Origin of the sequence: Lichenibacterium ramalinae (assembly GCF_004137085.1) — a bacterium.
Taxonomy (GTDB): domain Bacteria; phylum Pseudomonadota; class Alphaproteobacteria; order Rhizobiales; family Beijerinckiaceae; genus Lichenihabitans; species Lichenihabitans ramalinae.
The window spans coordinates 131,235-156,076 of record NZ_QYBC01000007.1 but is presented as its reverse complement, the minus strand read 5'-3'; the positions used below and the strand labels follow the sequence as shown (position 1 = coordinate 156,076).

At 73.0% G+C, this 24,842-nt stretch carries 23 protein-coding genes; 12 read left to right on the top strand and 11 right to left on the bottom strand.

Annotation, left to right across the window (positions count from 1 at the left end; translation table 11 throughout):
• Positions 1 to 78 precede the first annotated feature (78 nt).
• The 3 genes from D3272_RS10155 (at position 79) to D3272_RS10145 (ending at position 3,230) form a co-directional block, all read left to right on the top strand.
• Positions 79 to 264: a hypothetical protein gene (locus tag D3272_RS10155; protein WP_129219047.1), complete on the top strand. Its 186-nt coding sequence runs from the start codon at positions 79 to 81 to the stop codon at positions 262 to 264.
• Between the two features lie 261 nt (positions 265 to 525).
• On the top strand, positions 526 to 2,553 hold the full coding sequence (locus D3272_RS10150) for an ATP-binding protein (RefSeq protein ID WP_245496478.1): 2,028 nt from the start codon (positions 526 to 528) through the stop codon (positions 2,551 to 2,553).
• Positions 2,550 to 3,230, top strand: a complete 681-nt coding sequence (locus D3272_RS10145) for a response regulator transcription factor (protein WP_129219045.1) — start codon at positions 2,550 to 2,552, stop codon at positions 3,228 to 3,230. The genes D3272_RS10150 and D3272_RS10145 overlap by 4 nt, the downstream gene beginning before the upstream one ends.
• Before the next feature lie 24 nt (positions 3,231 to 3,254).
• Here D3272_RS10145 and D3272_RS10140 read toward each other — a convergent pair whose 3' ends face one another.
• From D3272_RS10140 to D3272_RS10105, 7 genes are all read right to left on the bottom strand, one after another.
• Positions 3,255 to 4,178: a YihY/virulence factor BrkB family protein gene (locus D3272_RS10140; RefSeq protein WP_165361297.1), complete on the bottom strand. Its 924-nt coding sequence runs from the start codon at positions 4,176 to 4,178 to the stop codon at positions 3,255 to 3,257.
• Positions 4,175 to 5,248: an endonuclease/exonuclease/phosphatase family protein gene (locus D3272_RS10135; protein WP_129219043.1), complete on the bottom strand. Its 1,074-nt coding sequence runs from the start codon at positions 5,246 to 5,248 to the stop codon at positions 4,175 to 4,177. Before D3272_RS10135 ends, D3272_RS10140 begins: the two co-directional genes overlap by 4 nt.
• A 164-nt stretch (positions 5,249 to 5,412) precedes the next feature.
• On the bottom strand, positions 5,413 to 5,658 hold the full coding sequence (locus tag D3272_RS10125) for a hypothetical protein (RefSeq protein ID WP_129219042.1): 246 nt from the start codon (positions 5,656 to 5,658) through the stop codon (positions 5,413 to 5,415).
• A 264-nt stretch (positions 5,659 to 5,922) separates the two neighbouring features.
• The gene (locus D3272_RS10120) at positions 5,923 to 6,360 is read right to left on the bottom strand and encodes a PRC-barrel domain-containing protein (RefSeq protein ID WP_129219041.1); all 438 of its coding nucleotides are present in this window, start codon (positions 6,358 to 6,360) and stop codon (positions 5,923 to 5,925) included.
• A gap of 212 nt (positions 6,361 to 6,572) precedes the next feature.
• A complete protein-coding gene (locus D3272_RS10115; RefSeq protein ID WP_129219040.1) occupies positions 6,573 to 7,067 on the bottom strand; it encodes a cache domain-containing protein in 495 nt (164 codons plus the stop codon).
• Positions 7,068 to 7,399: 332 nt separating this feature from the next.
• Positions 7,400 to 7,678, bottom strand: coding sequence for a hypothetical protein (locus D3272_RS10110; RefSeq protein WP_129219039.1), 279 nt, complete (start codon positions 7,676 to 7,678; stop codon positions 7,400 to 7,402).
• A gap of 354 nt (positions 7,679 to 8,032) precedes the next feature.
• Entirely contained in the window at positions 8,033 to 8,596 is a 564-nt protein-coding gene (locus D3272_RS10105; protein WP_129219038.1) for a fasciclin domain-containing protein, read from the bottom strand.
• A gap of 288 nt (positions 8,597 to 8,884) precedes the next feature.
• Here D3272_RS10105 and D3272_RS10100 point away from each other — a divergent pair, with 288 nt between their 5' ends.
• From D3272_RS10100 to D3272_RS10085, 4 genes are all read left to right on the top strand, one after another.
• The gene (locus D3272_RS10100) at positions 8,885 to 12,253 is read left to right on the top strand and encodes an ATP-binding protein (RefSeq protein WP_245496477.1); all 3,369 of its coding nucleotides are present in this window, start codon (positions 8,885 to 8,887) and stop codon (positions 12,251 to 12,253) included.
• A 191-nt stretch (positions 12,254 to 12,444) separates the two neighbouring features.
• Positions 12,445 to 12,627, top strand: a complete 183-nt coding sequence (locus D3272_RS10095; protein WP_129219037.1) for a hypothetical protein — start codon at positions 12,445 to 12,447, stop codon at positions 12,625 to 12,627.
• A 94-nt stretch (positions 12,628 to 12,721) separates the two neighbouring features.
• Positions 12,722 to 13,033 (top strand): polyhydroxyalkanoic acid system family protein, encoded by a 312-nt coding sequence (locus tag D3272_RS10090; RefSeq protein WP_129219036.1) that lies wholly within the window; start codon positions 12,722 to 12,724, stop codon positions 13,031 to 13,033.
• 118 nt (positions 13,034 to 13,151) lie between these two features.
• Positions 13,152 to 13,364 (top strand): hypothetical protein, encoded by a 213-nt coding sequence (locus D3272_RS10085; RefSeq protein WP_129219035.1) that lies wholly within the window; start codon positions 13,152 to 13,154, stop codon positions 13,362 to 13,364.
• A gap of 29 nt (positions 13,365 to 13,393) precedes the next feature.
• Here D3272_RS10085 and D3272_RS10080 read toward each other — a convergent pair whose 3' ends face one another.
• The 3 genes from D3272_RS10080 to ribD all read right to left on the bottom strand — a co-directional run bounded on the left by D3272_RS10080 (position 13,394) and on the right by ribD (position 18,141).
• A complete protein-coding gene (locus tag D3272_RS10080) occupies positions 13,394 to 15,901 on the bottom strand; it encodes a response regulator (RefSeq protein WP_165361296.1) in 2,508 nt (835 codons plus the stop codon).
• Positions 15,902 to 16,039: 138 nt separating this feature from the next.
• The gene (gene ribA / locus D3272_RS10075; protein ID WP_129219033.1) at positions 16,040 to 17,107 is read right to left on the bottom strand and encodes a GTP cyclohydrolase II; all 1,068 of its coding nucleotides are present in this window, start codon (positions 17,105 to 17,107) and stop codon (positions 16,040 to 16,042) included.
• An 11-nt stretch (positions 17,108 to 17,118) separates the two neighbouring features.
• Entirely contained in the window at positions 17,119 to 18,141 is a 1,023-nt protein-coding gene (gene ribD, locus D3272_RS10070; RefSeq protein ID WP_245496476.1) for a bifunctional diaminohydroxyphosphoribosylaminopyrimidine deaminase/5-amino-6-(5-phosphoribosylamino)uracil reductase RibD, read from the bottom strand.
• A 218-nt stretch (positions 18,142 to 18,359) separates the two neighbouring features.
• Here ribD and hpf point away from each other — a divergent pair, with 218 nt between their 5' ends.
• Positions 18,360 to 18,986 carry a ribosome hibernation-promoting factor, HPF/YfiA family gene (gene hpf / locus D3272_RS10065; protein WP_129219031.1) on the top strand — a complete coding sequence of 209 codons (627 nt, stop codon included), beginning with the start codon at positions 18,360 to 18,362 and terminating at the stop codon, positions 18,984 to 18,986.
• Between the two features lie 116 nt (positions 18,987 to 19,102).
• On the top strand, positions 19,103 to 19,567 hold the full coding sequence (locus tag D3272_RS10060; protein WP_129219030.1) for a PTS sugar transporter subunit IIA: 465 nt from the start codon (positions 19,103 to 19,105) through the stop codon (positions 19,565 to 19,567).
• A gap of 120 nt (positions 19,568 to 19,687) precedes the next feature.
• On the opposite strand, the gene D3272_RS10055 is transcribed toward D3272_RS10060, so the two are convergent.
• A complete protein-coding gene (locus D3272_RS10055) occupies positions 19,688 to 20,572 on the bottom strand; it encodes a methyltransferase domain-containing protein (protein WP_129219124.1) in 885 nt (294 codons plus the stop codon).
• 129 nt (positions 20,573 to 20,701) lie between these two features.
• Here D3272_RS10055 and D3272_RS10050 point away from each other — a divergent pair, with 129 nt between their 5' ends.
• The 3 genes from D3272_RS10050 to purL all read left to right on the top strand — a co-directional run bounded on the left by D3272_RS10050 (position 20,702) and on the right by purL (position 24,822).
• Positions 20,702 to 21,868: an SPL family radical SAM protein gene (locus D3272_RS10050; RefSeq protein WP_245496475.1), complete on the top strand. Its 1,167-nt coding sequence runs from the start codon at positions 20,702 to 20,704 to the stop codon at positions 21,866 to 21,868.
• A gap of 217 nt (positions 21,869 to 22,085) precedes the next feature.
• Positions 22,086 to 22,334, top strand: coding sequence for an endonuclease domain-containing protein (locus D3272_RS10045; protein WP_245496474.1), 249 nt, complete (start codon positions 22,086 to 22,088; stop codon positions 22,332 to 22,334).
• 235 nt (positions 22,335 to 22,569) lie between these two features.
• Positions 22,570 to 24,822: a phosphoribosylformylglycinamidine synthase subunit PurL gene (gene purL / locus D3272_RS10040; protein ID WP_245496473.1), complete on the top strand. Its 2,253-nt coding sequence runs from the start codon at positions 22,570 to 22,572 to the stop codon at positions 24,820 to 24,822.
• The last annotated feature ends 20 nt before the right edge of the window (positions 24,823 to 24,842 follow it).

Genomic DNA, 24,842 nt, shown 5'->3' with positions numbered 1-24,842 from the left:
GCGAAGCATAGGAAACTTTGTGCATCCTGCCGGTGTTTCATGCAGGTCCTTAGGACAAACTCAGACCGGGAGCATCTCATGCCGAAAGCCGCGCATCACGAAGCCGCCGAGCATCACGAGAAGGCCGCCAAGTCGCATCGGACCGCCGCCGAGCATCACGAGAAGGGCGACCATCCGGCCGCCAAGAAGCATGCCGACGAGGCTCACGGCCATTCCGCCAAGGCGCATGAGAGCTCCGGCAAGGCCCACGCCAAGCACAAGTAAGCCCATCGCCGTCGAAACCATCGGAGCCGCCCCGCGGGGCGGCTCATCTGCGACCGGCGTGGGACCCGGAGCCGACGCACAGACGATGCGATCGTTATGTTCGCGGGTTTTCCCTGACGCTCCGCTTCAACGACGGCCTCACACGTCCTAAACATGGTCGATGGATTCCCCCAGCCGACCGGTCCCGATGCTGCGGCCACGACAGATCTCGGCCGAGCGCCACCCTGCGGGCGGCATCTCATGGCGATGGGGGGATCCGCAGTGAGCCGGTCCGGCCCGTTGCTGCCGCTGGTGATGGCGGCCTCGATCCCCGTGCTGCTGTTCGGCGGGTGGACCGCCTATCGCTCCGCCGACGACCAGCGCAAGGCGGCCCTGCACACGGCCGGCGAGACCGTGGCGCTGGTCGGCGAGCGCGTCACCGCCGAGATGACCGACCAGATCCGCGTGCTGGAAACGCTCGCCGCCTCCGTCGCCCTCGACGGCCCCGACCTCCCCGCCTTCTACCGGGAAGCCCAGCGCGTCGCCGCCGCCCATCCGCTGTGGCACACGGTCGAGCTCGACGACCCCGCCGGGGAGCAGGTCCTGAACCTGCTGCGGCCGCTCGGCGCGCCGCTCGGGCCGACGGCCGACCGCGACACCTTCGATGCCGTGGTGCGTGACCGCTCGCCGGCGGTCGGCGGCATCGGCCCGGTCGGGCCCGTGTCGGGCCGAAGCCTCGTGGCGCTGCGCGTGCCCGTGCTGCGGGACGGCGCGTCGCGGGCCGTGCTGACGGTGGCGCTGCAGCCCGATGCGGTGGGGGACATCCTCCGCAAGGCCGGCATCCCCGAGGGCTGGGTCGGCGCCGTGGTGGATCGGAGCGGCAGGCTCGTCGCCCGAAGCCTCGACGATGCCGCCATGGTGGGCCTGCCCGCCTCCGCCTCGGTGCGGGGCGCCATCGCGACGGGCACGCAGGGCTTCTACAGGGGGACGACCCGGGACGGCGTGCCGGTGGAGACGGTCTTTGCCACGCTGCCGGCGACGGGCGGCTGGTCGGTCCACCTCGGCATCCCCCGCCAGGCCCTGGATGGACCGGTGCGGCACGCCCTCTATGCGGTCGCCGCCGCCGTCGCCGTCAGCCTCACCCTCGCCGCCGCCCTGGTGACGACGCTGGCGCGGGACCTCGCCCTCAGCCGGCGCCGGGAGTCGAATCGGGCCGCCGCGGCGCTCGAAGCCAGCGAGGAGCGCGCCGCGCTGGCGGTCGCCGCCGCCGACCTCGGCACCTGGCGCTGGGACGTCGGGCGCGACCGGGTCACGGGCTCCGAGCGATGCCGGAGCCTGCTCGACCTGCCCGGGTCCGGCGCCGGGGGCGAGGCCGTGTGGTCGGCCCGGGTCTTCCTCGACGCCGTGCACCCGGACGACCGGGACGCGTTGCGGGCGGCCGCGCAGGGCTGCCTCGACACGGAGGAAACCTTCGAGGTGGATTTCCGCACCGTGACGGCGCCGGGCCCGCCGCGATGGTTTCACGCCCGCGGCCGCGCCGCGCCGGGCCCCGGCGGCGGCGAGATCCACGGCATCGTGGCCGATATCGGCGGGCAAAAGCGGGCCGAGACCGAGCGCTCCGACCTGCTGCGCCGGCTCGGCGCCGCGCAGGAGGATGTGCAGCGGCGCATCGCCCACGACCTCCACGACCAGGTGGGCCAGCACGTCACCGGCCTGTCGCTCGGGTTGAAGGGGCTGGAACGCGCGCTCGACGGGTCGGGCGGCGCGCCCGGGGCCGACCTCGGCGAGCGCGTGCGCTGGCTGCAGGAGCTGACCGGGACGATCGGGCGCGACCTCCACCGCGTCGCCTCCGACCTGCGGCCGACGGCACTCGACGACCTCGGGCTGCCGCGCGCCCTGGCGGCGCTCGCGGCGGACTGGAGTTCGCGCTACGACGTCGATGCGGACGTGCAGGTCATCGGTTCGGAGGACCGGCTGCCCGAGGAGGTCGCCACCGCCATCTACCGCGTCGTCCAAGAAGCGCTGACCAACGTGCTCAAGCATGCACGCGCCCGCACCGTCAGCGTGGTGCTGGACCGGCGGCCGCGGGGCGTCCGCCTCGTGATCGAGGACGACGGCGCGGGCTTCGACCCCGACGTGCCCGCCTCGACGGTGCCGGGCGCAAGGCGGCGGCTCGGCCTGCTCGGCATGCGCGAACGGTTGAACCAGATCGGCGGGACGCTCACGGTGGAAACGTCGCCGGGCGCCGGCACGACGCTGTTCGTCACCATCCCGCTCGACCTCGAACCCACGGCGAAGGACGCGGCATGACCGAGATCGCACCGGCCCGGCCCCGCATCCGCGTCGCCCTCGCCGACGACCATCCCGTGGTGCTGGCCGGCATCAAGGCCATGCTGCGGTCGGCGCCCGAGATCGACCTCGTGGGCGAGGCCGGGGACGGCGCCGCGGCCCTGCGCCTCGTCCGGGCGGAGCGGCCCGACGTCGCCGTGCTCGACATCTCGATGCCGCAGATCAACGGGCTCGACCTCGCCCGGCGGATGGCCGTCGAGGCGCCGGGGGTCAGGGTCATCACCCTCACGGTCCACGAGGACCGGGCCTACGTGCAGCAGTTGCTCGACGCCGGCGCCCGGGGCTACCTGCTCAAGCGCTCGGCCGCCGAGGACCTCGTCCGCGCCGTGCGGGCCGTGGCGGAGGGGGGTATCTACCTCGACCCCGCCGTCGCCGGCAAGGCGCTGGCCGAGACCGCCGCGACCGAGAAGGCCGCCGCGGCCGACGGCGCCCTCAGCCCGCGCGAGGCCGACGTGCTGCGCTTCACCGCCCAGGGCTTCAGCAACAAGGAGATCGCCCTCCGCCTCGACGTGGGCGTCAAGACGGTGGAAACCTACAAGGCGCGCGCGTCGGACAAGCTGGGGCTGCGCTCGCGCGCCGAGATCGTCCGCTACGGCGCCGCGAAGGGCTGGCTCGCCGGGCTGGCCGAGGGCGGATAGCGGGCCAGCGGGCCCGGGCGACAGTCAGCGGCCCGCGGGCGCGTCGCCGTGGTCGCGCCCGTCGCCATGGTCGCGCCCGTCGCCGTAGAGCCCCGTCTGCCGCTCGATGACGGAGTCGAGTTCCGCGCAGGCGAGCACGACGAGGATGTCGATCCACAGCCACAGCAGGAAGCCCACCACGGTGCTGAGCGAGCCGTAGGTGGCGCTGAGCGCCATGAAGCGCCCCGTGAACCATGAGAACAGCGCCGTGCCCAGCACCAGCAGCCCCGCCGCCAGCGTCGACCCGATCGTCATGAGCGGCCAGTGCCGGCGCCGGCGGTTCGGCGCGTAGCGGTAGAGCAGCTCCAGCGCCACCGCGAAGCCGACGAACAGGACCGGCCAGCGCAGCCGATGCACGGCGACCCCGACGCCGTCGCCGACCCCGAGATGCGCCAGGAGCGCGGGCGACACCGCCAGCGCCCCGACGGCGAGGGCGAGCAGCGTCAGCCCCCCGATGGTGACGGCCAGCGTGATGAGGGTGCGGCGCAGGAAGCCCCGGCTCTCCTCCACGTCGTAGACGATGTTCAGGGCGGCGAAGAGCGCCTTGGTGCCGCTGTTGGTGGTCCACAGCGTCACCAGGATGCCGGCGACGGGCGCGAAGCCGCCGAGCCAGCCCGCCTCCGCGCCGCCGTCCGCCGGGTTGTTGTGAAAGGCCGCGTCGACCGCGCCCTTCACGACCGAGCGGCTGGTGTCCGGCAGCAGGTCCGACAGCGTCCGGACCAGCGCCTTCGCCTCGCCCGGCCCGACCGTTCGGCTGCCGACCCAGATCAAGAGGGCGATGGCGGGGAACAGCGCCAGCGCCACCCGGAAGGCCACGCCGGAGGCCACGATCGAGGCCCGGTCGTCGCGGATCTCCGCCCAGGTGCTCCGCAGGACGGCGAGCCACCGGGCCGGGCCGATCGCCGTCACGGCGCGGAGGCCCCGGCGGCGGCGTCCGCCTCGTCGACGCGCGCGCGGTCGTCCTCGTTTTCGGGCGCGGCGGCCGGCGCCTTCGCGTCCGGGTCGCGGCACAGGTGGACGAGGTAGGGGTAGTGGTCGGAGCCCACCGGGCCGAGCCGCTCCAGCGACAGGGCGCGGAAGCCGGGCTTGTAGTCGATCTGGTCGAGCGGCCACTTGGCCCACCACGACTGCGCGTCGAAGCTGTACACGTAGCCGTAGCCCCGGCGCGGCGACACGAGGCCGGCGATGCGCCGCGTCCTCTGCACGGCGTCTTCCCAGGGGGTGGCGTTGAGGTCGCCCGCCAGGATGGCCGGGCCGTCGCGGTCGCGCAGGATCTTCGCCGCGGCATAGAGTTCGGCGTCGCGCGGCAGGGCGGACTGGCCGACCAGCGGCGGGCGGGGATGGATGCCGAGGAAGGTCGCGGTCTCGCCGTCGCGCAGCTTCACCCCGGTGACGATCGAGGGCGTGTCGCGGCCGGCGAGGAAGCGCACGTCGGGGTCGACCAGCGGCAGGCGCGAGAACAGCCGCATGCCGTAGTAGGAGCCGGTGATCTTGGTGGCGCCGTAGGGCATGTCGGCCGCCAGGGGCTGGAGCGTCCTATCCCACCAGTCGTCGATCTCCATGGCGAGGAAGATGTCGGGCTTGTGCGCCCGGACCTCGCCGAGCAGCGTCTGCGACTGGCGGTTCGTCAGCAGCACGTTGGAGATCATCACGAGCAGGCGCCGGTCGGCCGGGCAGGCCTCGGCATCCGGCACGGGTTGGCCGAAGGACTGGTAGGGCCACAACACGACGCCGTCGACGGCGAGCGCCAGGACGGCCGACGCGGCGAGGGCCAGGACGGCGCGCGGGTAGCTCCGGACGAAGGGAAGCAGGAGCGGCAGCAGCGCCAGCGTGACGATGCCGAACTGCAGGCGCGGGAAATCGAGGAGGCGGACGAGCCACCACTTCGTCGGGACGGCGGGCAGCAGGGACGCGGCGAGCGCCGCCGCGACCGCGAGGCCGAGCAGGCAGAACAGGGCGAGCTTGGCGTGGCGGAGCAAGGCGGTCCTCGGCTTCGGTCAGTGTGGGACCGGCACGGGCGGCAAAGGCCGCACGGGCCCGGTCAGCGACTTCGGCTGAAGCTGCGATTCAACACCGGCCCGCCGGGCGCGGCCGCGACCGGAAGCCGTGCCGGGCCAGGGTCTGGCGCGGCACGGGTCGGGCCTCAATGGCAGCGGGACGGCTGGTTCTGGCAGAAGCGGTTCGGCGACTTGCGCCGGGCATGGCGGAACCGGCGGGCGGACCGGCTGTAGTAGCCGGGGTAATGGCGGTGCATGTAGGCGGTCGGCTCGACGCTCGACGCCTGCGCGGCGATGGGCGCGACCGGCATGGCGTCCGCCGTGCCGAGCGAGGCACCGAGGAGCAGCAGCGCGGCGCCGACCAGCGACGCGGATTTTGCTGAGAAGGTCATGGTGATGGGTCCTTCGCCGGGGAAACGACGAGGCGACCCTCCGGCGGGGGGCAGCCTCCGCCAAACCCGGCACGGCCGGTGGCGATGGTGTCGATCGACATATGGGTCGCCCGGGCCGGCCGGGCAGTCGGGCAACGCGGAGACCCGTGTCGGGAAAAACCTGACAAGCACCGGGCCGGGTGCCGCATCGCCGACCGGTGGCCGGGGGCGACGGACGGCCGCCGTGCCATGCCCCGCCGATGGCCGGCGGGGCATGGGGGTCGCTCAGGACTTCTTGTAGTTGAACGCCGGGGCGTTCTTCAGGCTGTCCTTGGAGGTGTCGACGACGCCGTGCAGGCCGTTCTTGTCGCTGAGCACCATCGAGGACGGCTCGATCAGCACGTAATGCTCGCCCATGCCGAGGAAGCCGCCGACGCTGAGCACGATGCCCGTGATGGTCTTGCCGTTGTCGATGACGAGATCGGCGACGTTGCCGATCTTGTCGCCCTGGTTGTTGTAGACGTCCTGCCCGACCAGCTTGGACGACATGATGTCGGCCGGCGAAACCGTGACGTAGTGGATCGTCGCGGTGGCGTGGTCGGCCATGGTGATGCCGCCGTTGGCCATGGCGCCGTTGGCCATGGTGCCGGTGGCCGGTTCGGCCGCGAAGGCCGAGCCGGCGACGAGGGACGACAGGGCGGCGGCGGCGATGAGAGTCTTCATGGTGGATCACTCCGTGAGGCGGTCGGGGCTGCGTCGCGCCCCGTCGCTGGCCCCGATATCGGACCCGGGGCGGCCCGCGCTCAGTCGGGTGAAACCGCCGCCCGTGTCGGGAAAAGCCTGACCGGCCTCGGGCCGGCGACACGGGAGGCGACACGGGCGGCACTCGGCCTCATGGCGCAGACGCCGAGCCGTCGACGTCGAGGCTTCGAATTCTATTCGTAATAACCCACCGCGCAGATCTGATCCTGCACCTTCGTGTACATCGTATGCTTGGTGGACGGCTTGTATCCGTCGAGGCGCGGCCAAAGATAGGTGATGTTGGAGATCTCGCCGTCCCTGGCCTCCTTCAACATCGCCGCGCCGAAGTGGAAGCCGCTGGCGTCGACCAGTGTCGTCAGGACGTCCGTGTGATTGATCTTCGGGTCCGGATGGGCGGCCATGACGTGGTCGGGACCGATGCAATAGACGTAAAGGTCGTCGTTGCGGAACCCGTGGGACCGTTCGGTGAACCAGGTCAGCGCCCGAGCCTCGTCGTGTCGGACGGCCGCGACTGCCGCCTTGAGCATGTAGCGGGCATCGTCCTCGCTCGTGTCGCAGGAGGACCCCGTCTCGTCGCCACAGGCCGAGGCGGGGAATGCGAATGGAAGGCACAACGGGCCCGCGAAGGCCAGTGCAGCCACGACGGCGAAACCGCGGAGTTTCAGCATGCGATCCTCCTGCAAACGAAGAGAACGATGACGCTTTTGGGGTTTCCGGCTCCGCACCGGGACATGGCCGTTGCGGCAATCTCGCCGGCCTCCGGTCTACCGGAAGCGCAGCGGGGCACGGCATTGAACGATGACTCGTGAACGGTGGTTCGGCGAAATCTAGAAAGCGGATCCAACTGTCGTGGATCCACCACGTCGCCGGGCGGCGTCACGTCGCCGAGGGCGGCGGCGCCCCGGCGCGCGTCGATCGGGGGGACGACACAGGCCCGATGGAGACCGCGAACCTCCTAGCCTGTCGTCGAAGCTGCGCGGCGACGAGGGGCGGGTCGGCTTCAGCGCTTTAACTTCAGTGTCTGTGCCGGAGGCAGGCGGCCCGGCGCGACGTCCGGCGCCGACAGGCGCTCCACGCCGAGCCGGTCGAGATGCCGGCGGCATTTGGACATGACATCGGCCACCTCGTGCCGCTCGACGATGCCGAGGGAGCGGCTGTGGGCCATGCCGCGACCCTTGAAGAGTTGCAGCGAGATCGCGACGCGGCCTTCGGGCGAGAGCCGCGACGTCAGGGCGTAGGTGATGGCGCTGCCGGGATCGATGACGGATTTCGAGGACATGGGGACACGCTCACTGCGAAGCTCGCGCTTCGAATGGGACCCGTCCACCGCATCGTGGCCGGTCAGGGCATCCCGGCTGTGGCACAGGCCTTCGCGCAAGATCGGCGCCGTGGCAATCACAAATGCGAATCCCGCTCGCCCTGTCCCGCGGCGATGGGCGCGCCACGCTGGGCACCTCCGCACACCCTCCCGGGGTCCGGCCCGGACCGGCGCCAAGGGGTTGTCAGGCGCATGTCGAGGCGGAGCGTCGGTTCGAGCCCGTCCACGGGCTCGCCATATCGGGACGGCGAGTGCCCGCCACACCCGGACACGCGCCGGGCCGGGGGAGACCGGGTCGGCCCCCCCGGAGAGACGTCACTTCGGCATGAGGACGCTGTCGATGACGTGCGCGACACCGTTCGACTGGTACACGTCCGGCGTCTCGACGACGGCGCCGCCGCCCTTCTCGTCGATCAGGACCAGCTTGTCGCCGTCCATCTTGGCCGTCAGCGTGCCGCCCTCGACCGTCTTGAGGTTGGCCGTGCCACCGCCGTCCTTGATGGCCTTGGCGATCGCGGCCGAGTCCATCTTGCCGGCGACGACGTGGTAGGTCAGGATCTTGGTCAGCGTCGGCTTCATGTCGGGCTCGACGAGCTTCTCGACCGTGCCGGCCGGGAGCTTCGCGAAGGCGGCATTCGTCGGCGCGAAGACCGTGAAGGGGCCGGGGCCCGACAGCGTGTCGACGAGCCCGGCCGCCTTCACGGCGGCCACGAGCGTAGTCAGGTTCTTGGCGGCGGAAGCGTTCTCCACGACCGTCTTGCTGGGCGACATGGGCGCGCCCCCGACCATCGGGTCGGCCGCCTGGGCCACCGAGGCGCTTCCGGCCGCGAGGACGGCCGCGAGGGCCAGGCCGCGCAGGCCTTTGGTGATCGACGTCATGGATGTCTCCCGTGGGACGCGACCGGGACGGAAGTCCCGGATGCGGCGTCGGGGGGAGTTACGGGTCCGGATCGGCGAAGTTTCACCCCGGCCCGCCGCCGTCCGGTCGCGGCGCGCCGGGCGCGCGTCGCCGCGGCATCCCGCCGCCCGCGCGCCCGGGGCATCCCGTTCCGACAAAACGGCCGTCCCGGGGATGCGAGAACCCGGCCGATCGGCTACAGGGTTGGGGACTCGGCGGCGGCCCCGATGCCGCCTCGACAGCGACAGACCGAAGGACGAGTTGGCGCGATGAGCCGTTCCCTGCCCCGCTCCGGGGGCGAACCCGCGGCGCCCGGGGACATGACGGCCATCATCGACGCCTTTCCCTGGCACGAAACCCCGCTCGGCCCGCGGACCGGCTGGCCCGGGCGGCTCGGCGGCGCCGTGGAAACCATGCTGCTGTCGCCGGCCCCCATGGCGCTGTTCTGGGGGGCCGAGGCCGTCGCGGTCTTCAACGACGCCTTCGCGGCCCTGCTGCCGGGAACCGGCGCGGACCGGTTGGGCCGCCCGGTCGAGGACGCCTGGCCGGAGTTCGGCGCCCTGGTGACGGCGGCGCGTGCGGGCCGCCCCCCCGCGCCGGGGCAGCGCCGCGCCGTGACGCTGGGGCCGGATTTCTGGCCCGACCTCGACGCCCGCGCCCTCCGCGGCACCGACGGCGCCGCCGCCGGCGTGATGGTGACGGCGTCCTCGCGCGACGAAGCCCGGCAGAACCCCGGCCCCGGCCCGCACGGCCCCGGGGCGAACTGGACGGCCGACCCCGACGGCACGCTGACGGGCTTCAGCCCCCGCTGGTTCGCCCTCACCGGCCTGTCCGAGGCCGATGCGCTCGCGGCGGCCTGGGGTGGGGTGATCCACCCCGAAGACCTCGAGCGGACGCTGGCGACCTGGAGCGCCGCAGTCGCGTCCGGGCGGCCCTACGACATCGAGCACCGCGTCCGCACCGGCGACGGGTCCTATCGGTGGATGCGCTCGCGGGCCGAGCCCCGGCGCGACCGTGCGGGCGCGCCCATCCTGTGGCACGGGCGCACCGAGGCGCTCGACTGGCGCCGCGTCGTGGAGAACCGCCAGGCGCTGCTGCTGGACCTGGCCGACCGGTTCCGCGCCGCCACCGAGCGGCACGACATCGTCGCCACCGCGACGGCGGCGCTCGGGCGCGAGATCGGCGCCGCCCGCGTCGTCTATGCCGAGATCGATCTCGCCCACCACGAAGCCACGGTCGAGGCCGAATGGTCGCGTGCCGAACCCGCCGTGCCGCCGGGCGACGCCCCCGAGCCCGAAGGCAGGCCCGCCCCCGTGACGGTGCCGCTCGAGCGGCTGGCGCTGGGGCGCCGGGCGGAGTTCGAGGCCGGCATGACGGTGGTGGCCTCCGACGCCGCCACGGGCGCCGGCCTCGCCGTGCCGCTGATCCGCGACGGCCGCCTGCGCGCCCTGTTCCACGTCGCGGCCGAAGGCCCGCGCGCCTGGCTGCCCGAGGAGGTGGCGTTGGTGGAGGACGTGGCGACGCGCAGCTGGGACGCGCTGGAGCGCATCGCCTCGGCCGCCATCCTGCGCCGCAACCAGGCGCGCCAAAGTTTCCTCCTCGTGTTGGGCGACCGGCTGCGCGAGGCCGTGGACGTGGCCGAGATCACCGAAATCACCGCTGAAGCGCTGGGGCGGCAGCTCCACGTGGCGCGGGCCGGCTACGGCGAAGTCTCGCTCGACGGGGCGTCGCTCGCCTTCGCGACCGGCTGGTCGGACGGCGGCGTGCCGCCGCTCGTCGGCACCCTGCCCTTCGCCAGCCTGGGCGCGGCGCCCGGCGAGGACCTGAGGCGCGGCCTCACGGCCGTGTTCGAGGGCGGTGGCGGCGCGGAGGTCCCTCTCGTGGCGGGCGTCGACACCGTGATGGCGGTGCCGCTGATCCGCGACGGCCGGCTCCGCGCCGTGCTGACGGCCGGGCGCCGCGACCGCCACCGCTGGACCGCCGAAGAGATCGCCCTGGTGGGCGAGGTGGCGGCGCGCATGTGGGAGGCGCTGGAGCGGGCCCGTGCCGAGGCCGCCCTGCTCGACCTCAACGCCACGCTGGAAAGCCGCGTCGGGCAGCGCACGGCCGAGCTGGCCTCGAGCGAGGCGCGGTTCCGCACCCTGTTCGAGAACGCCCCCGCCGTCATCGTGCTGATCCGCGTCGGGCCGGACGGGCAGCCGGTGTTCGAGGCCGTCAACGCGGCCGCCGAAGCCTTCATGGGCCGCCCGGCCTCCGACATCATCGGGCGCGACGTGGCCGCGGTGGCGGGACCCGGCGACCCGCTGCGGGAGCGCTCGCTCGAATGCGCGGCGACGGGCCAGCCCGTGCAATACGAGACGAGCCTCGAGGTCGAGGGCGAGGTCCGCACCGCCGAAAGCGTGCTGGCGCCCCTCGCCATCGACGGCGGAGAGGGCCAGATGCTGATCGCCATCTCGCGCGACATCACGGCCCAGCGCAGCATCGAGGAGCAGCTCCGGCAGGCCCAGAAGATGGAAGCGATCGGCCAGCTCACCGGCGGCATCGCCCACGACTTCAACAACCTGCTCACCGGCATCATCGGCTCGCTGGCGCTGATGCAGAAGCGCCTGGCCCAGGGCCGGACGGAAACGCTGGAGCGCTATGCCGGCCTGGCGCTCGCCTCGGCCAACCGCGCCGCCGCCCTCACCCATCGCCTGCTCGCCTTCTCGCGCCGCCAGCCCCTGGAAGCCAAGGCGGTCGACGCCAATGCGCTGGTCGTCTCGATGGAGGACCTGCTCCGCCGCACCATCGGGGAAAGCATCGTGTTCCAGAGCGTCGAGACGCCCGGCCTGTGGCCGACGCTCTGCGACCCGCACCAGCTCGAGAACGCGCTGCTGAACCTCGCCATCAACGCCCGCGACGCCATGCCGGACGGCGGCCGCCTGACGATCGAGACCGCCAATGCGGTGCTGGACGAGGCCTATGTGGCGCGGGAGCCCGGCGTGGCGGCCGGCCAATACGTGATGCTGTCGGTGACCGACACCGGCACCGGCATGCCGCCGGACGTGATGGCGCGGGCTTTCGACCCCTTCTTCACCACCAAGCCCATCGGCCAGGGCACGGGCCTCGGCCTCTCCATGATCTACGGCTTCGTCAAGCAGTCGGACGGCCACATCAAGATCTATTCGGAGCCCGGCCAGGGCACGAGCATCAAGATCTTCCTGCCGCGCTCCCAGGGCGCGGGGGAAGCCGCGCAGCCCGAGGCGGGCGAGGCCGCGCCGCGCGCCGAGGAAGGCGACACCGTGCTGGTCGTCGAGGACGACGTGACGGTGCGCGACCTCGTGCTCGAAGTGCTGCGGGAGCTCGGCTACACCGCCCTGCAGGCGCCGGACGGGCCGGCGGGCCTGGCGCTGCTGCGATCGGCCCGCCGGGTCGACCTCCTCGTCACCGACGTCGGCCTGCCGGGCATGAACGGCCGGCAGCTGGCCGACCAGGCCCGGGCGGCGCGGCCCGACCTCAAGGTGCTGTTCATCACCGGCTATGCCGAGAACGCGGCCTTCGGCAACGGCCACCTCGACCCCGACATGCAGATGATGACCAAGCCTTTCGCCGTGGACGCGCTGGCCAAGCGCATCCGCGCCATGATCCGGCACGGTTAGGGCGCCGTCGCTCCAGATCCGGATCGGGAGCAGAGTCGAGGACAACCACGGCCCGACCGCCGCCGTCCGGCGTCCCGACCGGGGACGCCGACGCGCCCGCGCGGGAAGCCATCCTTAAGCCTTTGACGCCAAAGTCCCTGCAATCCGGTCCTTCTCGGGGGTCCGCTATGCTTGGCACGGGCGAAGACGGCATGATGGCGCGCGAGATCGGCAACGTCCGCTTCCTCATCGAACAGCAGATCCAGGTCGTCGACGACCTGGAACGCCGCGGCCTCGACGACCGGGCCGCGCAGGACCTGTTGCGGCGGCTGATGCGCCGCGACGAGGACCTGCGGCGGTTCCCCGCCGGCCCGGGACAGCTCCGGGTGGCGTGACGGCGGGCGGACCGCCGGCCTCCGGGCCGGTGTGAAAGGTCGCGGGGCGCGCCTATATGAGGCGGCGTCATTCCCTGCCCGGAACCCGCCCGCCATGACCAAGCCGCTCGTCGTCTCCATCCCGCACCAGCTCGGCGCCGCGGAAGCGCAGCGCCGCCTGCAGACCGGGATCGAGCAGCTGAAGGAGCAGTACGCCGGGAAGTTCGCCGTGCTGGAGAACCGCTGGACCGGCCCCCACCTCGACTTCCGGGTCAGCGCCGTGGGCCAGACCGTGTCGGGCACGCTCGACGTGGCCGAGGAGCACGTCACGCTGGCGCTGCAGCTGCCCTGGGTTCTCGCCGTGCTGGCCCAGAAGGCCCAGAGCCTCATCCAGTCGAAGGGCCAGCTGCTGCTCGAAAAGAAATAGGCCGGCGCCGGCGGCACGGCCCGCCGCGCGCCCTCCATCTCCAACCCTCCGCCCCGCCCCTCCTGGCATCGCGCTTGCGGTTTCGGCCCCGAAGCGCCGTCGCCAGGAGCCCGATGTCATGGATTGGCAGACCGAGTGGACCAAAACGCAACAGGAACTCTCCGCCGCGTCCCGGAATGAACATTGGTGGAAGTGCTTGCCCGAGGAGCGCCGCTCGATCCTCGGCCGCACGGAATACCGCAAGCAGTGCCGCCTCGCCCGCCAGCGGCTGAAGTCGGCCGACGAACGGTGCCGCAAGCTGATCCGGTCCCGGCGCGAATCGACCCACTGAAGCCGGGCCGGTGATGCGGCGGCCCCTGGTCAGCCCGGAAGCTCGGGCTCGGGGACGAGGCGGCGCAGCTCCTCGCGCAGTTCGTCGAGCTTGAGACTGCCCTTCTGCAGCACGCGGTCGACATGGCCCTCGAGGTCGGCACGCTCGGCGCTCGTCACCTCCTTGGCGGTGAGCACCACGACGTGGATGCCCGACGTGTCCGGCCGGGCCCGCAGCGCCCGCAGGAAGGCGAAGCCGTCCATCACCGGCATCATCAGGTCGAGGATGATGAGGTCCGGCACGGCGCGGTCGACCTTGTCGAGCGCATCCCGGCCGTCGACGGCGACATCGGTCGTCCAGCCGTCGCGCGACAGCATGGCGCCGATCCAGCCGCGGGCATCGGGCTCGTCGTCGACCACGAGGACGCGCCGCCCGACCGCGCCGCCGTCCTCGAAGCGCTCCAGCACGCGTTTCAGCTGCCGCCAGTCGATGGGCTTCACGAGGTAGTCGTTAGCACCCATGGCGAAGCCGACGCTGCGCTCGTGCAGCACCGAGATCATGATGACGGGCGTCTCGGCCAGGAGCGGGTCGGCCCGCAGCGCCTGCAGCATGGTCCAGCCGTTGACGTTCGGCATCTCGACGTCGAGCAGCACGACCTTGGGCCGGTACTGCCGCGCCAGCGCCAGGCCCTCGCGCCCGTCCCGCGCGGTCTTCACCGTGAAGCCTTCGCGCTCGAGGAAGCGGGTGAGCAGGTCGCGCGCCGCCGAATCGTCGTCCACCACCAGGATGGTGTCGCCGCGCGCCGCCGCCGGCACCACGGCCGGCTCCGGCTCCTGCGCGTCGTCGCCGAGCCGCGCCGGCAGGCTGACCGTGAAGGTCGAGCCGTGGCCGTGCCGGCTGTCGACCGTGACGTCGCCGCCGAGCTTGCGGCAGAAGGCCCGCGTGATGGACAGGCCGAGCCCGGTGCCGCCGAACTGGCGCGTGGTCGATTCGTCGGCCTGCACGAAGCGCCCGAAGAGCCGGGACAGCTGCTCGGGCGTCATGCCGATGCCGGTGTCCTCCACCGAGAACGACAGCCAGTCCTCGCCGCCGTCGGCGATGCGGGCGGCCCGCAGCGTGACGGAGCCGGCTTCGGTGAACTTGGCGGCATTGCCGATGAGGTTCAGCAGGCATTGCCGCACCTTCACCTCGTCGGTCAGCATGGTGCCCAGCGCCGGCGGCAGTTCGACGACGAGGCGGTTGCCCTTCTTGGCGACGAGCGGCGTCGCCGCCGACACCACCTCGTCGATCATGGCGGCGACGTCGAACTCCACCGCCTCGACCGTCATGCGTCCGGCCTCGATCTTGGACAGGTCGAGCACGTCGTTGATGAGGCCGAGGAGGTGGCGGGCGTTGGACTCGATCTTCCTGACGTCGTCCACGAGGCCGGCATGGCCGAGGTCCTCGATCTCCTCCGCCAGCATGCCGCTGTAGCCGATCACGGCCGAGAGCGGGGTGCGCAGCTCGTGGCTCATGTTGGCGATGAACTGGCTCTTGGCCCGGTTCGCCGCCTCGGCCGCCTCGCGGGCGGCGTCGAGGCGCGCCTCGGCGGCGCGCTGCTCGGTGATGTCGGTGTGGACGCCCACCCATTCGCGCACCGAGCCGCTGGTCTCGTCGAGGATCGGCACGGCACGGATGGCGAAGGTGCGGTAGAGGCCGCTGCGCATCCTGACCCTGTGCTCGAACACGAAGGTCTTGCTCGCCGCCAAAGCCTCGCGCCAGGCGTCGACCGTGGGCTGGGCGTCGTCGGGCAGCAGCGCCGCCACCCAGCCGTCGCCCGCGTAGTCGGCATAGGCCTGCCCCGTCATGGCTTCCCAGCCCTCCTGCCGGTCGACCATGCGGCCGTCGGCGTCGGTGGTCCACAGCACGCCCTGCACGGCCGCGATGGCGGCGCGGAAGCGCGCGTCCGAGGCCCGCAGCCCGGCCTCCACGGCCCGACGTTCCCGGTTCTCCTCCTCCAGCGACTTGAACAGGCGGGCGTTGTCGATCGCCACCGCGGTCTGCGCCGCGAAGCCGACGATGAACCGCTCCTCGCGCTCGGTGAAGCGCCCCGGCTCGGGGTGCCCGAAGAGCAGCGCGCCGGTGATGCCCGCCGTGCGGGACACCACCGAGACCGCCATGTAGCTGCGCACCGGCAGGTGGCCCTTGGGCATGCCGCCCATCGAGCCGTAGCGGGGATCGTTGGGCACGTCGTCGGAGCGGACCACGCCCTCGTTGCGGAAGCTCGGGCGGAACAGCGACGTTTCGCGCGGCAGGCCGAAGCGCGTGAAGGCGGTCAGCGGCGCGCCCGTCAGGCTCGCGAGCTTCCACAGCTCGGGCTCGCCCGGCGCCGTCAGCACGCGCTCGAAGAAGGAGCCGTATTTCGCACCGGTGAGCCGCGTGGCGGTGTCGATGATCGACTGCGTCAGGACGTCGAGGTCGAGCTCGGCCGCCAGGGTGACGTTGAGTTGGCTCAGCTGCTCGATCTCGGCCGCGAGCGCGTCGCGGGACGTCTCCGGGGGGCGCTGATGGTCGGACACGCGGTCTCCTGCGGCGCCGGCGCGCCGTGCCGGGATGAAGCTACGCGGGATTGCGCCGGTGCCAGGGCGAATCCAGCCTCCCATCCTGTCACAGCACGGGACGTTGCGCGACCCTGCCCGGCACCGGCCGCATCGGCGTCACGGCTCGGATGCGACCTTGAGTCCCGCCGCCGACAGGTCGTGCCCGAGCTTCAGCCGCTTGGTCTCGAGGTAGGTGGCGTTGTGGGGGTTGGGACCGATCCGCAGCCCGCGGCGCTCCGCCACCGCGATGCCGTAGCGCTCCAGCGCGGCCCGCTTGCGCGGGTTGTTGGACAGGAGCCGCAGCCGCCCGATGCCCAGCGCCTTCAGGATCTGCACGGCGACGCCGTAGTCGCGCATGTCGGCCGGGAAGCCGAGCTCGGTGTTGGCCTCCACCGTGTCGAGGCCGCGCTCCTGGAGCGCGTAGGCGCGGATCTTGTTGGCGAGGCCGATGCCGCGCCCCTCCTGCCCGCGCAGATAGACGACGGCGCCGCCCTGCGGGTCCTCAACGATGAGCTTCAGCGCGGAGCGCAGCTGTTCGCCGCAGTCGCAGCGCAGCGAGCCCAGCGCGTCCCCGGTGAGGCATTCCGAATGGAGCCGGACCAGCGGCGCGGGGCCGAGCGGGCCGGTGCCGCCCGGCCGGCGCACCAGCGCCAGGTGTTCGGTGCCGTCGAGCAGGCCCCGGAACGCGTGCACGGCGAGCGGCTGGTCGCTGTAGAGGGACGGCAGCGTCGCCGCCGCCACCTCCTCGACGATGGTTTCGGTGGCGAGCCGCTGCGTCACCACGTCCTGGATGCTGAGCGTGGCGAGGCCGAGCCGCGCCGCGAAATCCTGGACGGCGCCGTCGCGCGCCAGCACGCCGCCCGGCAGTGCGGCGGCGCGCAGCAGCGCGGCGCGGCCGGGAGCCGCGGCGGCGGCGAGGTCCTGGGCGGCGGCTTCGACGGTCGGCAGCACCAGCGTGCCGCCCGCCCGGGGGGCGTGGAGCAGCACGTCGAGCCCGCCGGTGGCCGGCGGCACGGCCTCGCCCCCGCCCACGACCGTCAGGGGGCCGCGGCCCTCGCGCAGCAGCACCGGCAGGGCTTCGGGGCCGGCGGCCAGGAGGTGGGCCACCCCGTCCCGCCCCTCGTCGGCGAGGGCGATCGCCCGCCCCGCCCGCAACCGTTCCACCGCCTCGTTCCAACCCGACATATGTCCGTCCCTCACCGGACGAGCGCCAGGGTCTCGACCCTGCCGTCCCGCCCGCGGATGTCCGCGTGGTCCGCCTCGGCGCCTTCGCCCTTGCGGATCACGATCCACTCGTCCCACAGCCCCACGGCATCGAGGCTCGCCAGCACCGCCGGGCCGGCCTCGACCAGCACTTCGAGGGCGCCGGCCTCGCCCAGCCTGTCGAGCGCCGCGCCGACCTCCTCGGCGACGAAGGGCAGGAGCCCGCGCGCCTCCGCTGCCGCCAGGTAGGCGGCGGGCACGCGCCGGCGGCGGTCCAGCACGGCGAGGTGACGGCGGCGCTCCGGATGGTCGGGCACGCGGCGGACGTCGAAGCCGGGATCGTCGGCCAGGACGGTGCCGGAGCCGGTGAGGATCGCGTCGGCGCGACGCCGCAGGCCATGGGCGAAGCGCAGCGCGGCGTCGGACGTGAAGGTCTTGGCGCCGGGGGGCGGGATCATCGAGCCCGTGGAGTCCAGCGCCTGTTTCACGGTGACGAAGGGGCGCCCGGTGGCGGCGCGCTTGGCGAAGGGCGCGATCAGCCGCGCGCAGGCGCCGGCAGCCCCGGCGAGGCCCGGCAGGTCCGCCGCCATGGCGACGGCGAGGCCCGCGTCGGCGAGGCGTGCGGCGCCACCACCCGCGACGCCGGGGTTGGGGTCCCGGGCGCCGATCACGACGCGCCGGGCCGGCGTCGACAGGACAGCCTCGGTGCAGGGCGGCGTGCGGCCGTGGTGGTTGCAGGGCTCCAGCGTCACCACGACGGTGTGGATCAGCGCCGCCCGGCCGCTCGCCCGGGCCGCCGCGATGGCGCCCGCCTCGGCATGGGCGGTGCCGGCCCGGCGGTGCGCCGCCAGGGCGAGGACATGGCCGTCGGCGTCGAGCAGGCAGCAGCCGACGGGGGGGTTCGGCGCCGTGGCGCCGCGGAACCGCTCGGCCGCCGCCACGGCGAGCTGCAGCGCGGCTTCGAGCTCCAGCGGGGTGTCGGGCAGGGTCGGCAGAAGGGGATCCGGAAAGAACACGGCCGAGGATCCCGGGGCGCGGCGAGGATGGTCCGGTGCCGGGGGTCCCGGTCCACGGTGCAGCCCGGAGGTAATGCCGCATCGGCCGTCCCGCAAGCGGGCCGGGGGGGCATGGCGGCCGGTCCGGAACTTATGCGCCGGGCCGGCCGTAAACTGCGGCATCTCGGCGCTCCCCGTCAGGACCGCCGGGATGCGGTCCAAGCACAGGGAGGGACGTCATGGTGCTGCGCGTGTCGGGCAAGAACCTGGATATCGGCGAGTCCCTGCAGGTCCACGCGCGCGAGCGCGTCGGCGCCGCCCTGGCGAAGTATTTCGACCGCGAAGCCACCGGTCACGTCACGCTCCAGCCCGACGGCTCCGCCTTCCGCGCCGACATGGTGCTGCACCTGCCGGCCGGCATCACGCTCCAGTCCGAGGGGCACGCCCACGACCCCTATGCCACCGTCAACCAGGCGGTGGAACGCCTGGAAAAGCGCCTCCGCCGCCACAAGCGCCGCATCAAGGACCGCCATGCCGCCCACCGCGGCCGGGCGGAGGCCGCGGGCTCGGGTCCGGCGGAGGAGGAGGACGACGAGGCCCTGGTGGCCTACCGCACCCTCGCGGCGCCGGGCGGCGAGGAGGTGGCGCCCGACTTCAGCGCCGTGGTGGTGGCCGAGTCCGGCGTCGCCGTGCGTCGCATGTCGGTTTCGGCCGCCGTCCTCGAACTCGACATGTCGGGCGTCCAGGTGCTCATGTTCCGGACCGGCGGGGACGGTGAATTCAACGTTGTGTATCGTCGCAGCGATGGCCATATCGGGTGGATCGACCCGACGAAGCCCGCCTCGGGATTGGCCGAACGGACCTGAGGCGTGCTATGCGGTCCGCGCCCCGACGACGGACCGCCCCCTTCCGGTTCTCCGTGGGGCGCCGCTGGCACGGAAGTTGCCGAGTTCGGCACGCGAGCCTATGGACTCAAGACGAGATGCCGTTAGACGATCTGATCACCGCCGATGCGATCCTCCCGGCGCTGCGGGTGAACACCAAGAAGTCCGCCCTGCACGAGATGAGCGAGCGCGCCGGCATCGTGTCGGGGCTCAACCCGCGCGAGATCTACGACGCGGTCCTCCAACGCGAGCGCCTCGGCTCGACGGGGGTCGGCAACGGCATCGCCATCCCCCACGGCAAGCTCCTGAGCTGCACCAAGATCGTCGGGGTCTTCGCCAGGCTGGAGCGGCCCATCGAGTTCGAGTCGCTCGACGGCACGCCCGTCGACCTCGCCTTCCTGCTGGTGGCACCCGAGGCTTCGGGCGCCGACCACCTCAAGGCCCTGGCCCGCATCGCCCGGGTCCTGCGCGAACCCGGCATCGTCGCCAAGTTGCGCGCCACCCGCGATGCCGCCGGCCTCTACGGCGTCCTCACCCAGGAGCCGGCCTCCAACGCCGCCTGAGAACTCGCGGATGCGTGCCGGGTTCCCGATGCGGGACAGGAGCCTTTCGACGGTCTCGAGGGCTCTTCCGGCCCGTGTCCGACAGCGCCACGGGTTCACCGTCACGGGTTCCTAGGCGGATCAGCCTTCGGGCTTGAGCGCCGCCGCCAGCGACATCTTGGCCGAGCCCGGCCGCAGCGGCTTCTGCTGGCTCTCGTGCGGGGACCAGCCCGACAGCCAGATAAGGTCGAAGGTCGCCCGCAGCCGCCCGTCGGGATCCGAGAAGCGCTCGTCATAGACGTCGGCCGCCCGCATCAGAACGCCGCGCCGCATCGGGCCGCGGTGGCGCAGCGCCAGGGCGTTGGTGGCCCCCATGGCGCGCAGGTCGGCGAAGAGCCGGAACGGGTGGGCATAGCGCACCACCAGCGGTTCGGTGTCGGTCACCGGCAGGGCGAAGCCGGCCCGCTGCAACAGGCCGCCGAGGTCCCGCAGGTCCGAGAAGGGCGCCACCCGGGGGCTGGCCCCGCCCGACACCTCGCTTTCCGCGACCGACAGCGCGGTCCGCAGTTCCTTCAACGTGTCGCCGCCGAACAGGCAGGCCAGGAACAGCCCATCGGGCTTAAGGCAGCGGCGCGCCTGCACGAGCGCGCCCGGCAGATCGTTGACGGCCTGCAGCGTCAGGCAGGACACGACGAGGTCGAAGCTGCCGGGCGCAAAGGGCTGCCGCTCGTCGTCGCCGACGACCCGGGACCAGCGCCCCGCCGGCTCCGGCCCGGCCAGCGGCGCCATCCGGGTCACGGCGGCGTCCGGCAGGGCCGCCGCCAGCGCGGCGGCGACGTCGGGGCGGGGCGAGCCGAGGTCGAGCACGCTGCGGAAGTCGCGCTTGACGAAGGACAGCCGCTCGACGGCGTCGGCGGCGGCGCGCGCGAGCAGGAAATCCTCGCTCCCCGCCGTCACCGCCCGGGCGAGACGGCGGCGCAACAGGGCCCGGTCGAAGACCCGGGGGGCGGATCCCTGGCCGGCCATGGCCTGATGCGGGAGATTTTGGGATGTGAGGTCGGGGGGCGGCTGGGTCACGCGATCCGATATGGCGCATCGGCCGGGGAGCGTCAAAGGGCTGCGGCGCTCCCGTCCGTGCCGGCGCGTTTGCCCTCCATGGACACCGACCCCGCCCCGGCCGAGCTTCCGGCCCCCGCCCCGCACCTCTTCTCGGGCGCCGCCGCCCCGGACCTCGACCCCGCGGGCCTTCCCCCGCTCGGCCACCACCGGGCGTGGCGGCCGAAGCGCGTGCTCGTGACGCGGGCGGCGCGGGAATGGCCCCGCGCGCGCGCCATCGCGGACCGGGCCGCCGCGCTCGGCGCCGAGGTGGTGGACCTGCCGAACGACCGGCTCACCGGCCTCGCCGCCGGCGTGAGCCCGGCCGCCGACTATCGGCTCGCCAAGGGCACGCTGGCGGTGGTGGTGGCGTCGCCCGCCAAGCGCCGGCTCCAACCCATCCCGCCCTCGGCCGACTGGCGCTTCGACCTCGCCGAGGGCTGCCCGGCGCATTGCCAATATTGCTACCTGGCGGGGTCGCTGGCCGGCCCGCCCATCACCCGCGTCTATGCCAACGTCGAGGAGATCCTCGGCGGCCTCGACGCCTATCTCGGCCAGGGCACCATCACCAGCGCCTCGACGAGCCGTGCCGGCGAGGGCACGACCTTCGAGGCCTCCTGCTACGCCGACCCGCTCGGCATCGAGCACCTGACGGGGTCGCTCGCCGAGGCCGTGACGTTCTTCGGCCGCTGGGACGCGCCCGTGCAGCTGCGCTTCACCACCAAGTTCGCCGACGTGTCGCCCCTGCTCGGGCTGGAGCACGGCGGGCGGACGCGGGTGCGCATGTCGGTCAACGCCGCGGACCTCATCCGCTTCGAGGGCGGCACCAGCCCGCTCGGAGAGCGCCTGGGCGCGCTCGGGCGGCTGGCGCGGGCCGGCTACAAGGTCGGGCTGACGGTGGCGCCGATCCAACCCGTCGCGGGCTGGCGCGAGGGCTACGACGCGCTGTTCACGGCCGCCGCCCGGGCCCTCGACGGGGCGCCGGACCTCGACCTCACGGCGGAGCTCATCACCCATCGCTTCACGCCCAAGTCGAAGGGCGTGCTCCAGGGCTGGTATCCCGCCTCGAAGCTCGAGATGGACGAGGCGCAGCGCTCCCGCAAGCTGACCAAGTTCGGCTCGGTCAAGCACGTCTACCCGGCCGCCACCATGAAGGAGATGCGGGCCGAGCTGACGGCGGCGCTGGCCCGGCGCCTGCCGTCCGCCAAGGTCCTCTACTGGACGTGAGATCCGGAAGATCGGATTGCCATCCTGCAATCCCCGGTGAAGAACGACGCCATTCCGGACCCGCCACCGAGCTCGTCGACTCCAGGTGTCCTCGACCGCAGCGTTGTGGCCTTCGATCCGATCCGCCGCAACGACCTCGGCGCCGACGTCGAGGCGACGCGGCGATGGCGCCCGACCCTGCGAAGCGGTGTGGAGGGGCAAGCGCGAGGAGAACATCGTGGTGGACGCACCCCGCCTCACCGTGGCCCGCGCGCGCCGCCTGCGCCGGGCCATGACGCCGCCCGAACTGCGCCTGTGGTCGGCGCTGCGCCGCCGCCCGGAGGGCCGGAAGTTCCGGCGCCAGCACCCGCTCGGCCCCTATGTCCTGGATTTCTACTGTGACGAGGCGCGGCTCGGCGTCGAGGTGGACGGTCTCGCCCACGACCTCGGCAGCGCCCCGGCCCGCGATCGGATGCGCGACGCCTAGCTCGGGGCGCGAGGGGTGGCGGTGATGCGCTTCCCCGCCGAAGAGGTGCGGGTCAACCTCGATGGCGTGGTGACGGCAGTGGTGGCCGAGGCCCTGGCATGGCGAGACGTCCCGTCTGGGCAGGACGCGCCGGGACCGGAGGATGGCGTGGCGGCAGGGCCGAGGCCCCCGCCCGCCTTGCCTCGCGGCCCGCGCCGCCGTAACGCTCGCCCGACGACCTCACGGAGACTCCCCCTTGGCGCGCCCGGACCCCGCGATCACGCCCGACATCGTCGCGGCCCACGGCATCAAGCCGGACGAATACCGGCGCTTCACGGCCCTGCTGGGCCGCGACCCGAGCTGGACCGAACTCGGCATCGTGTCGGCCATGTGGAACGAGCACTGCTCCTACAAGTCGTCGCGCCTGCACCTGCGCGGCCTGCCCACGGAGGCGCCGCACGTCATCCAGGGGCCGGGCGAGAACGCCGGCGTGGTCGACATTGGCGACGGGCTCGCCTGCGTGTTCAAGATGGAGAGCCACAACCACCCCTCGTTCATCGAGCCCTACCAGGGGGCCGCGACGGGCGTCGGCGGCATCCTGCGCGACGTGTTCACCATGGGGGCGCGGCCCATCGCCTGCCTCGACGTGCTGCGGTTTGGCTCCCCCGACCACCCGAAGACCCGCCACCTCGTGGCCGGCGTCGTGGCGGGCATCGGCGGCTACGGCAATTCCTTCGGGGTGCCGACCGTGGGGGGCGGCATCGGCTTCGACCCCTCCTACGACGGCAACATCCTCGTCAACGCCATGGCGGTGGGCCTCGCCCGCACGGACGGCATCTTCTATTCCAAGGCGACGGGCGTCGGGAAACCCATCGTCTACCTCGGCTCGAAGACCGGCCGCGACGGCATCGGCGGTGCCGCCATGGCGTCGGCGGCCTTCGACGATGATTCCCTGTCGAAGAGGCCTACCGTGCAGGTCGGCGACCCCTTCGCCGAGAAGCTCCTCCTTGAGGCCTGCCTCGAACTGATGCGCACCGGCGCCGTCATCGCCATCCAGGACATGGGCGCCGCCGGCCTCACCTCGTCGGCGGTGGAGATGGGCGCCAAGGGCGACCTCGGCATCGAGCTCGACCTCGATGCCGTGCCCTGCCGCGAGCCCGGCATGACGGCCTACGAGATGATGCTGTCGGAAAGCCAGGAGCGCATGCTCATGGTGCTGGACCCCGCCCGCCAGGCCGAGGCCGAGGCGGTGTTCCGCAAATGGGAACTCGACTTCGCCGTCATCGGCAAGACCACCGACACGCTGCGCTTCGTCATCCGGCACGGGGGCGAGGTCAAGGCGGACCTCCCCATCAAGGAGCTGGGCGACCAGGCGCCGCTCTACGATCGGCCGCATGTCGCGGCGCCGCGGCGGCCCGTCCTGGCGCCCGCCGACGTGGCGGCGCCGACCGACGACCGCGCCGCCCTCCTCCACCTTCTGGGCACGCCCGACCTGGCCTCCAAGCGCTGGGCCTGGGAACAATACGATTCCCTCATCGGCGGCAACACGATCGTGGGCCCGGGCGGCGCCGATGCCGCGGTCGTGCGGGTCGAGGACGGGCCGAAGGGCCTCGCCCTCGTGGCCGACGTGACGCCGCGCTATTGTGCCGCCGACCCGGTCGAGGGCGGCAGGCAGGCCGTGGCCGAGGCTTGGCGCAACCTCAGCGCCGTCGGCGCCCTGCCCCTCGCCCTCACCGACAACCTCAACTTTGGCAACCCCGAGAAGCCCGAGGCCATGGGCGAACTCGTCGGCTGCATCCGGGGCATCGGCGAGGCGGCGCGCGCGCTCGACTTCCCCATCGTGTCGGGCAACGTGTCGCTCTACAACGAGACCGGCGGCCGCGGCATCCTGCCGACTCCGACGATCGGCGGCGTCGGCCTCGTCGACGATGTGGCCCGCATCGCCACCTCGGGCTTCAAGGCGGCGGGCGAAGCCGTGCTGCTCGTCGGCGAGACCCGCGGCTGGCTCGGCCAGTCGCTCTACCTGCGCGACGTCTGCGGCCGGAACGAGGGGGCGCCCCCGCCCGTCGACCTCGCGGCGGAGCGCCGCAACGGCGACTTCGTGCGCGGCCTCGTGCGGGCCGGACGGGTCGGCACGGTCCACGACCTGTCGGACGGCGGCCTCGCCGTGGGCCTCGCCGAGATGACGCTGAAGGGCGGGGTCGGCGTCACGCTCGACGTCGGCGCGCTCGGCGGCCTGCCGTCCCACGCGGCCCTCTTCGGCGAGGACCAGGGGCGCTATCTCGTGAGCTGCAGCGAGGCGGAGGCCGACGCCATCCTCGATGCGGCCGGCGCCGTGCCGGTCGACCGCATCGGCACCACGGGCGGCACCGCCCTGGTCCTGCCCGGAGCCGCCCCCATCGCGGTGTCGGAGATCCGGCAAGTCCGGGACGCCTGGATGCCGCGCTACATGGCGGGCAGCCGCGCCGCAGCTTCGGACGCGGCGCCGGCCGGCGCAGAGGGCGCGTGAACGGGCCGTCGTTTCGGACC

Bases quoted from the DNA above. Each gene is read 5' to 3' on its own strand.
- D3272_RS10085 (WP_129219035.1), top strand. From the start codon at position 13,152: ATGGATTGGCAGACCGAGTGGACCAAAACGCAACAGGAACTCTCCGCC.
- D3272_RS10125 (WP_129219042.1), bottom strand. From the start codon at position 5,658: ATGACCTTCTCAGCAAAATCCGCGTCGCTGGTCGGCGCCGCGCTGCTG.
- D3272_RS10060 (WP_129219030.1), top strand. From the start codon at position 19,103: ATGCCGTTAGACGATCTGATCACCGCCGATGCGATCCTCCCGGCGCTG.
- D3272_RS10090 (WP_129219036.1), top strand. From the start codon at position 12,722: ATGACCAAGCCGCTCGTCGTCTCCATCCCGCACCAGCTCGGCGCCGCG.
- D3272_RS10110 (WP_129219039.1), bottom strand. From the start codon at position 7,678: ATGTCCTCGAAATCCGTCATCGATCCCGGCAGCGCCATCACCTACGCC.
- D3272_RS10105 (WP_129219038.1), bottom strand. From the start codon at position 8,596: ATGACGTCGATCACCAAAGGCCTGCGCGGCCTGGCCCTCGCGGCCGTC.
- hpf (WP_129219031.1), top strand. From the start codon at position 18,360: ATGGTGCTGCGCGTGTCGGGCAAGAACCTGGATATCGGCGAGTCCCTG.
- D3272_RS10100 (WP_245496477.1), top strand. From the start codon at position 8,885: ATGAGCCGTTCCCTGCCCCGCTCCGGGGGCGAACCCGCGGCGCCCGGG.
- D3272_RS10050 (WP_245496475.1), top strand. From the start codon at position 20,702: ATGGACACCGACCCCGCCCCGGCCGAGCTTCCGGCCCCCGCCCCGCAC.
- D3272_RS10120 (WP_129219041.1), bottom strand. From the start codon at position 6,360: ATGAAGACTCTCATCGCCGCCGCCGCCCTGTCGTCCCTCGTCGCCGGC.
- D3272_RS10055 (WP_129219124.1), bottom strand. From the start codon at position 20,572: ATGGCCGGCCAGGGATCCGCCCCCCGGGTCTTCGACCGGGCCCTGTTG.
- D3272_RS10115 (WP_129219040.1), bottom strand. From the start codon at position 7,067: ATGCTGAAACTCCGCGGTTTCGCCGTCGTGGCTGCACTGGCCTTCGCG.
- D3272_RS10095 (WP_129219037.1), top strand. From the start codon at position 12,445: ATGATGGCGCGCGAGATCGGCAACGTCCGCTTCCTCATCGAACAGCAG.
- D3272_RS10145 (WP_129219045.1), top strand. From the start codon at position 2,550: ATGACCGAGATCGCACCGGCCCGGCCCCGCATCCGCGTCGCCCTCGCC.
- ribA (WP_129219033.1), bottom strand. From the start codon at position 17,107: ATGTCGGGTTGGAACGAGGCGGTGGAACGGTTGCGGGCGGGGCGGGCG.
- D3272_RS10155 (WP_129219047.1), top strand. From the start codon at position 79: ATGCCGAAAGCCGCGCATCACGAAGCCGCCGAGCATCACGAGAAGGCC.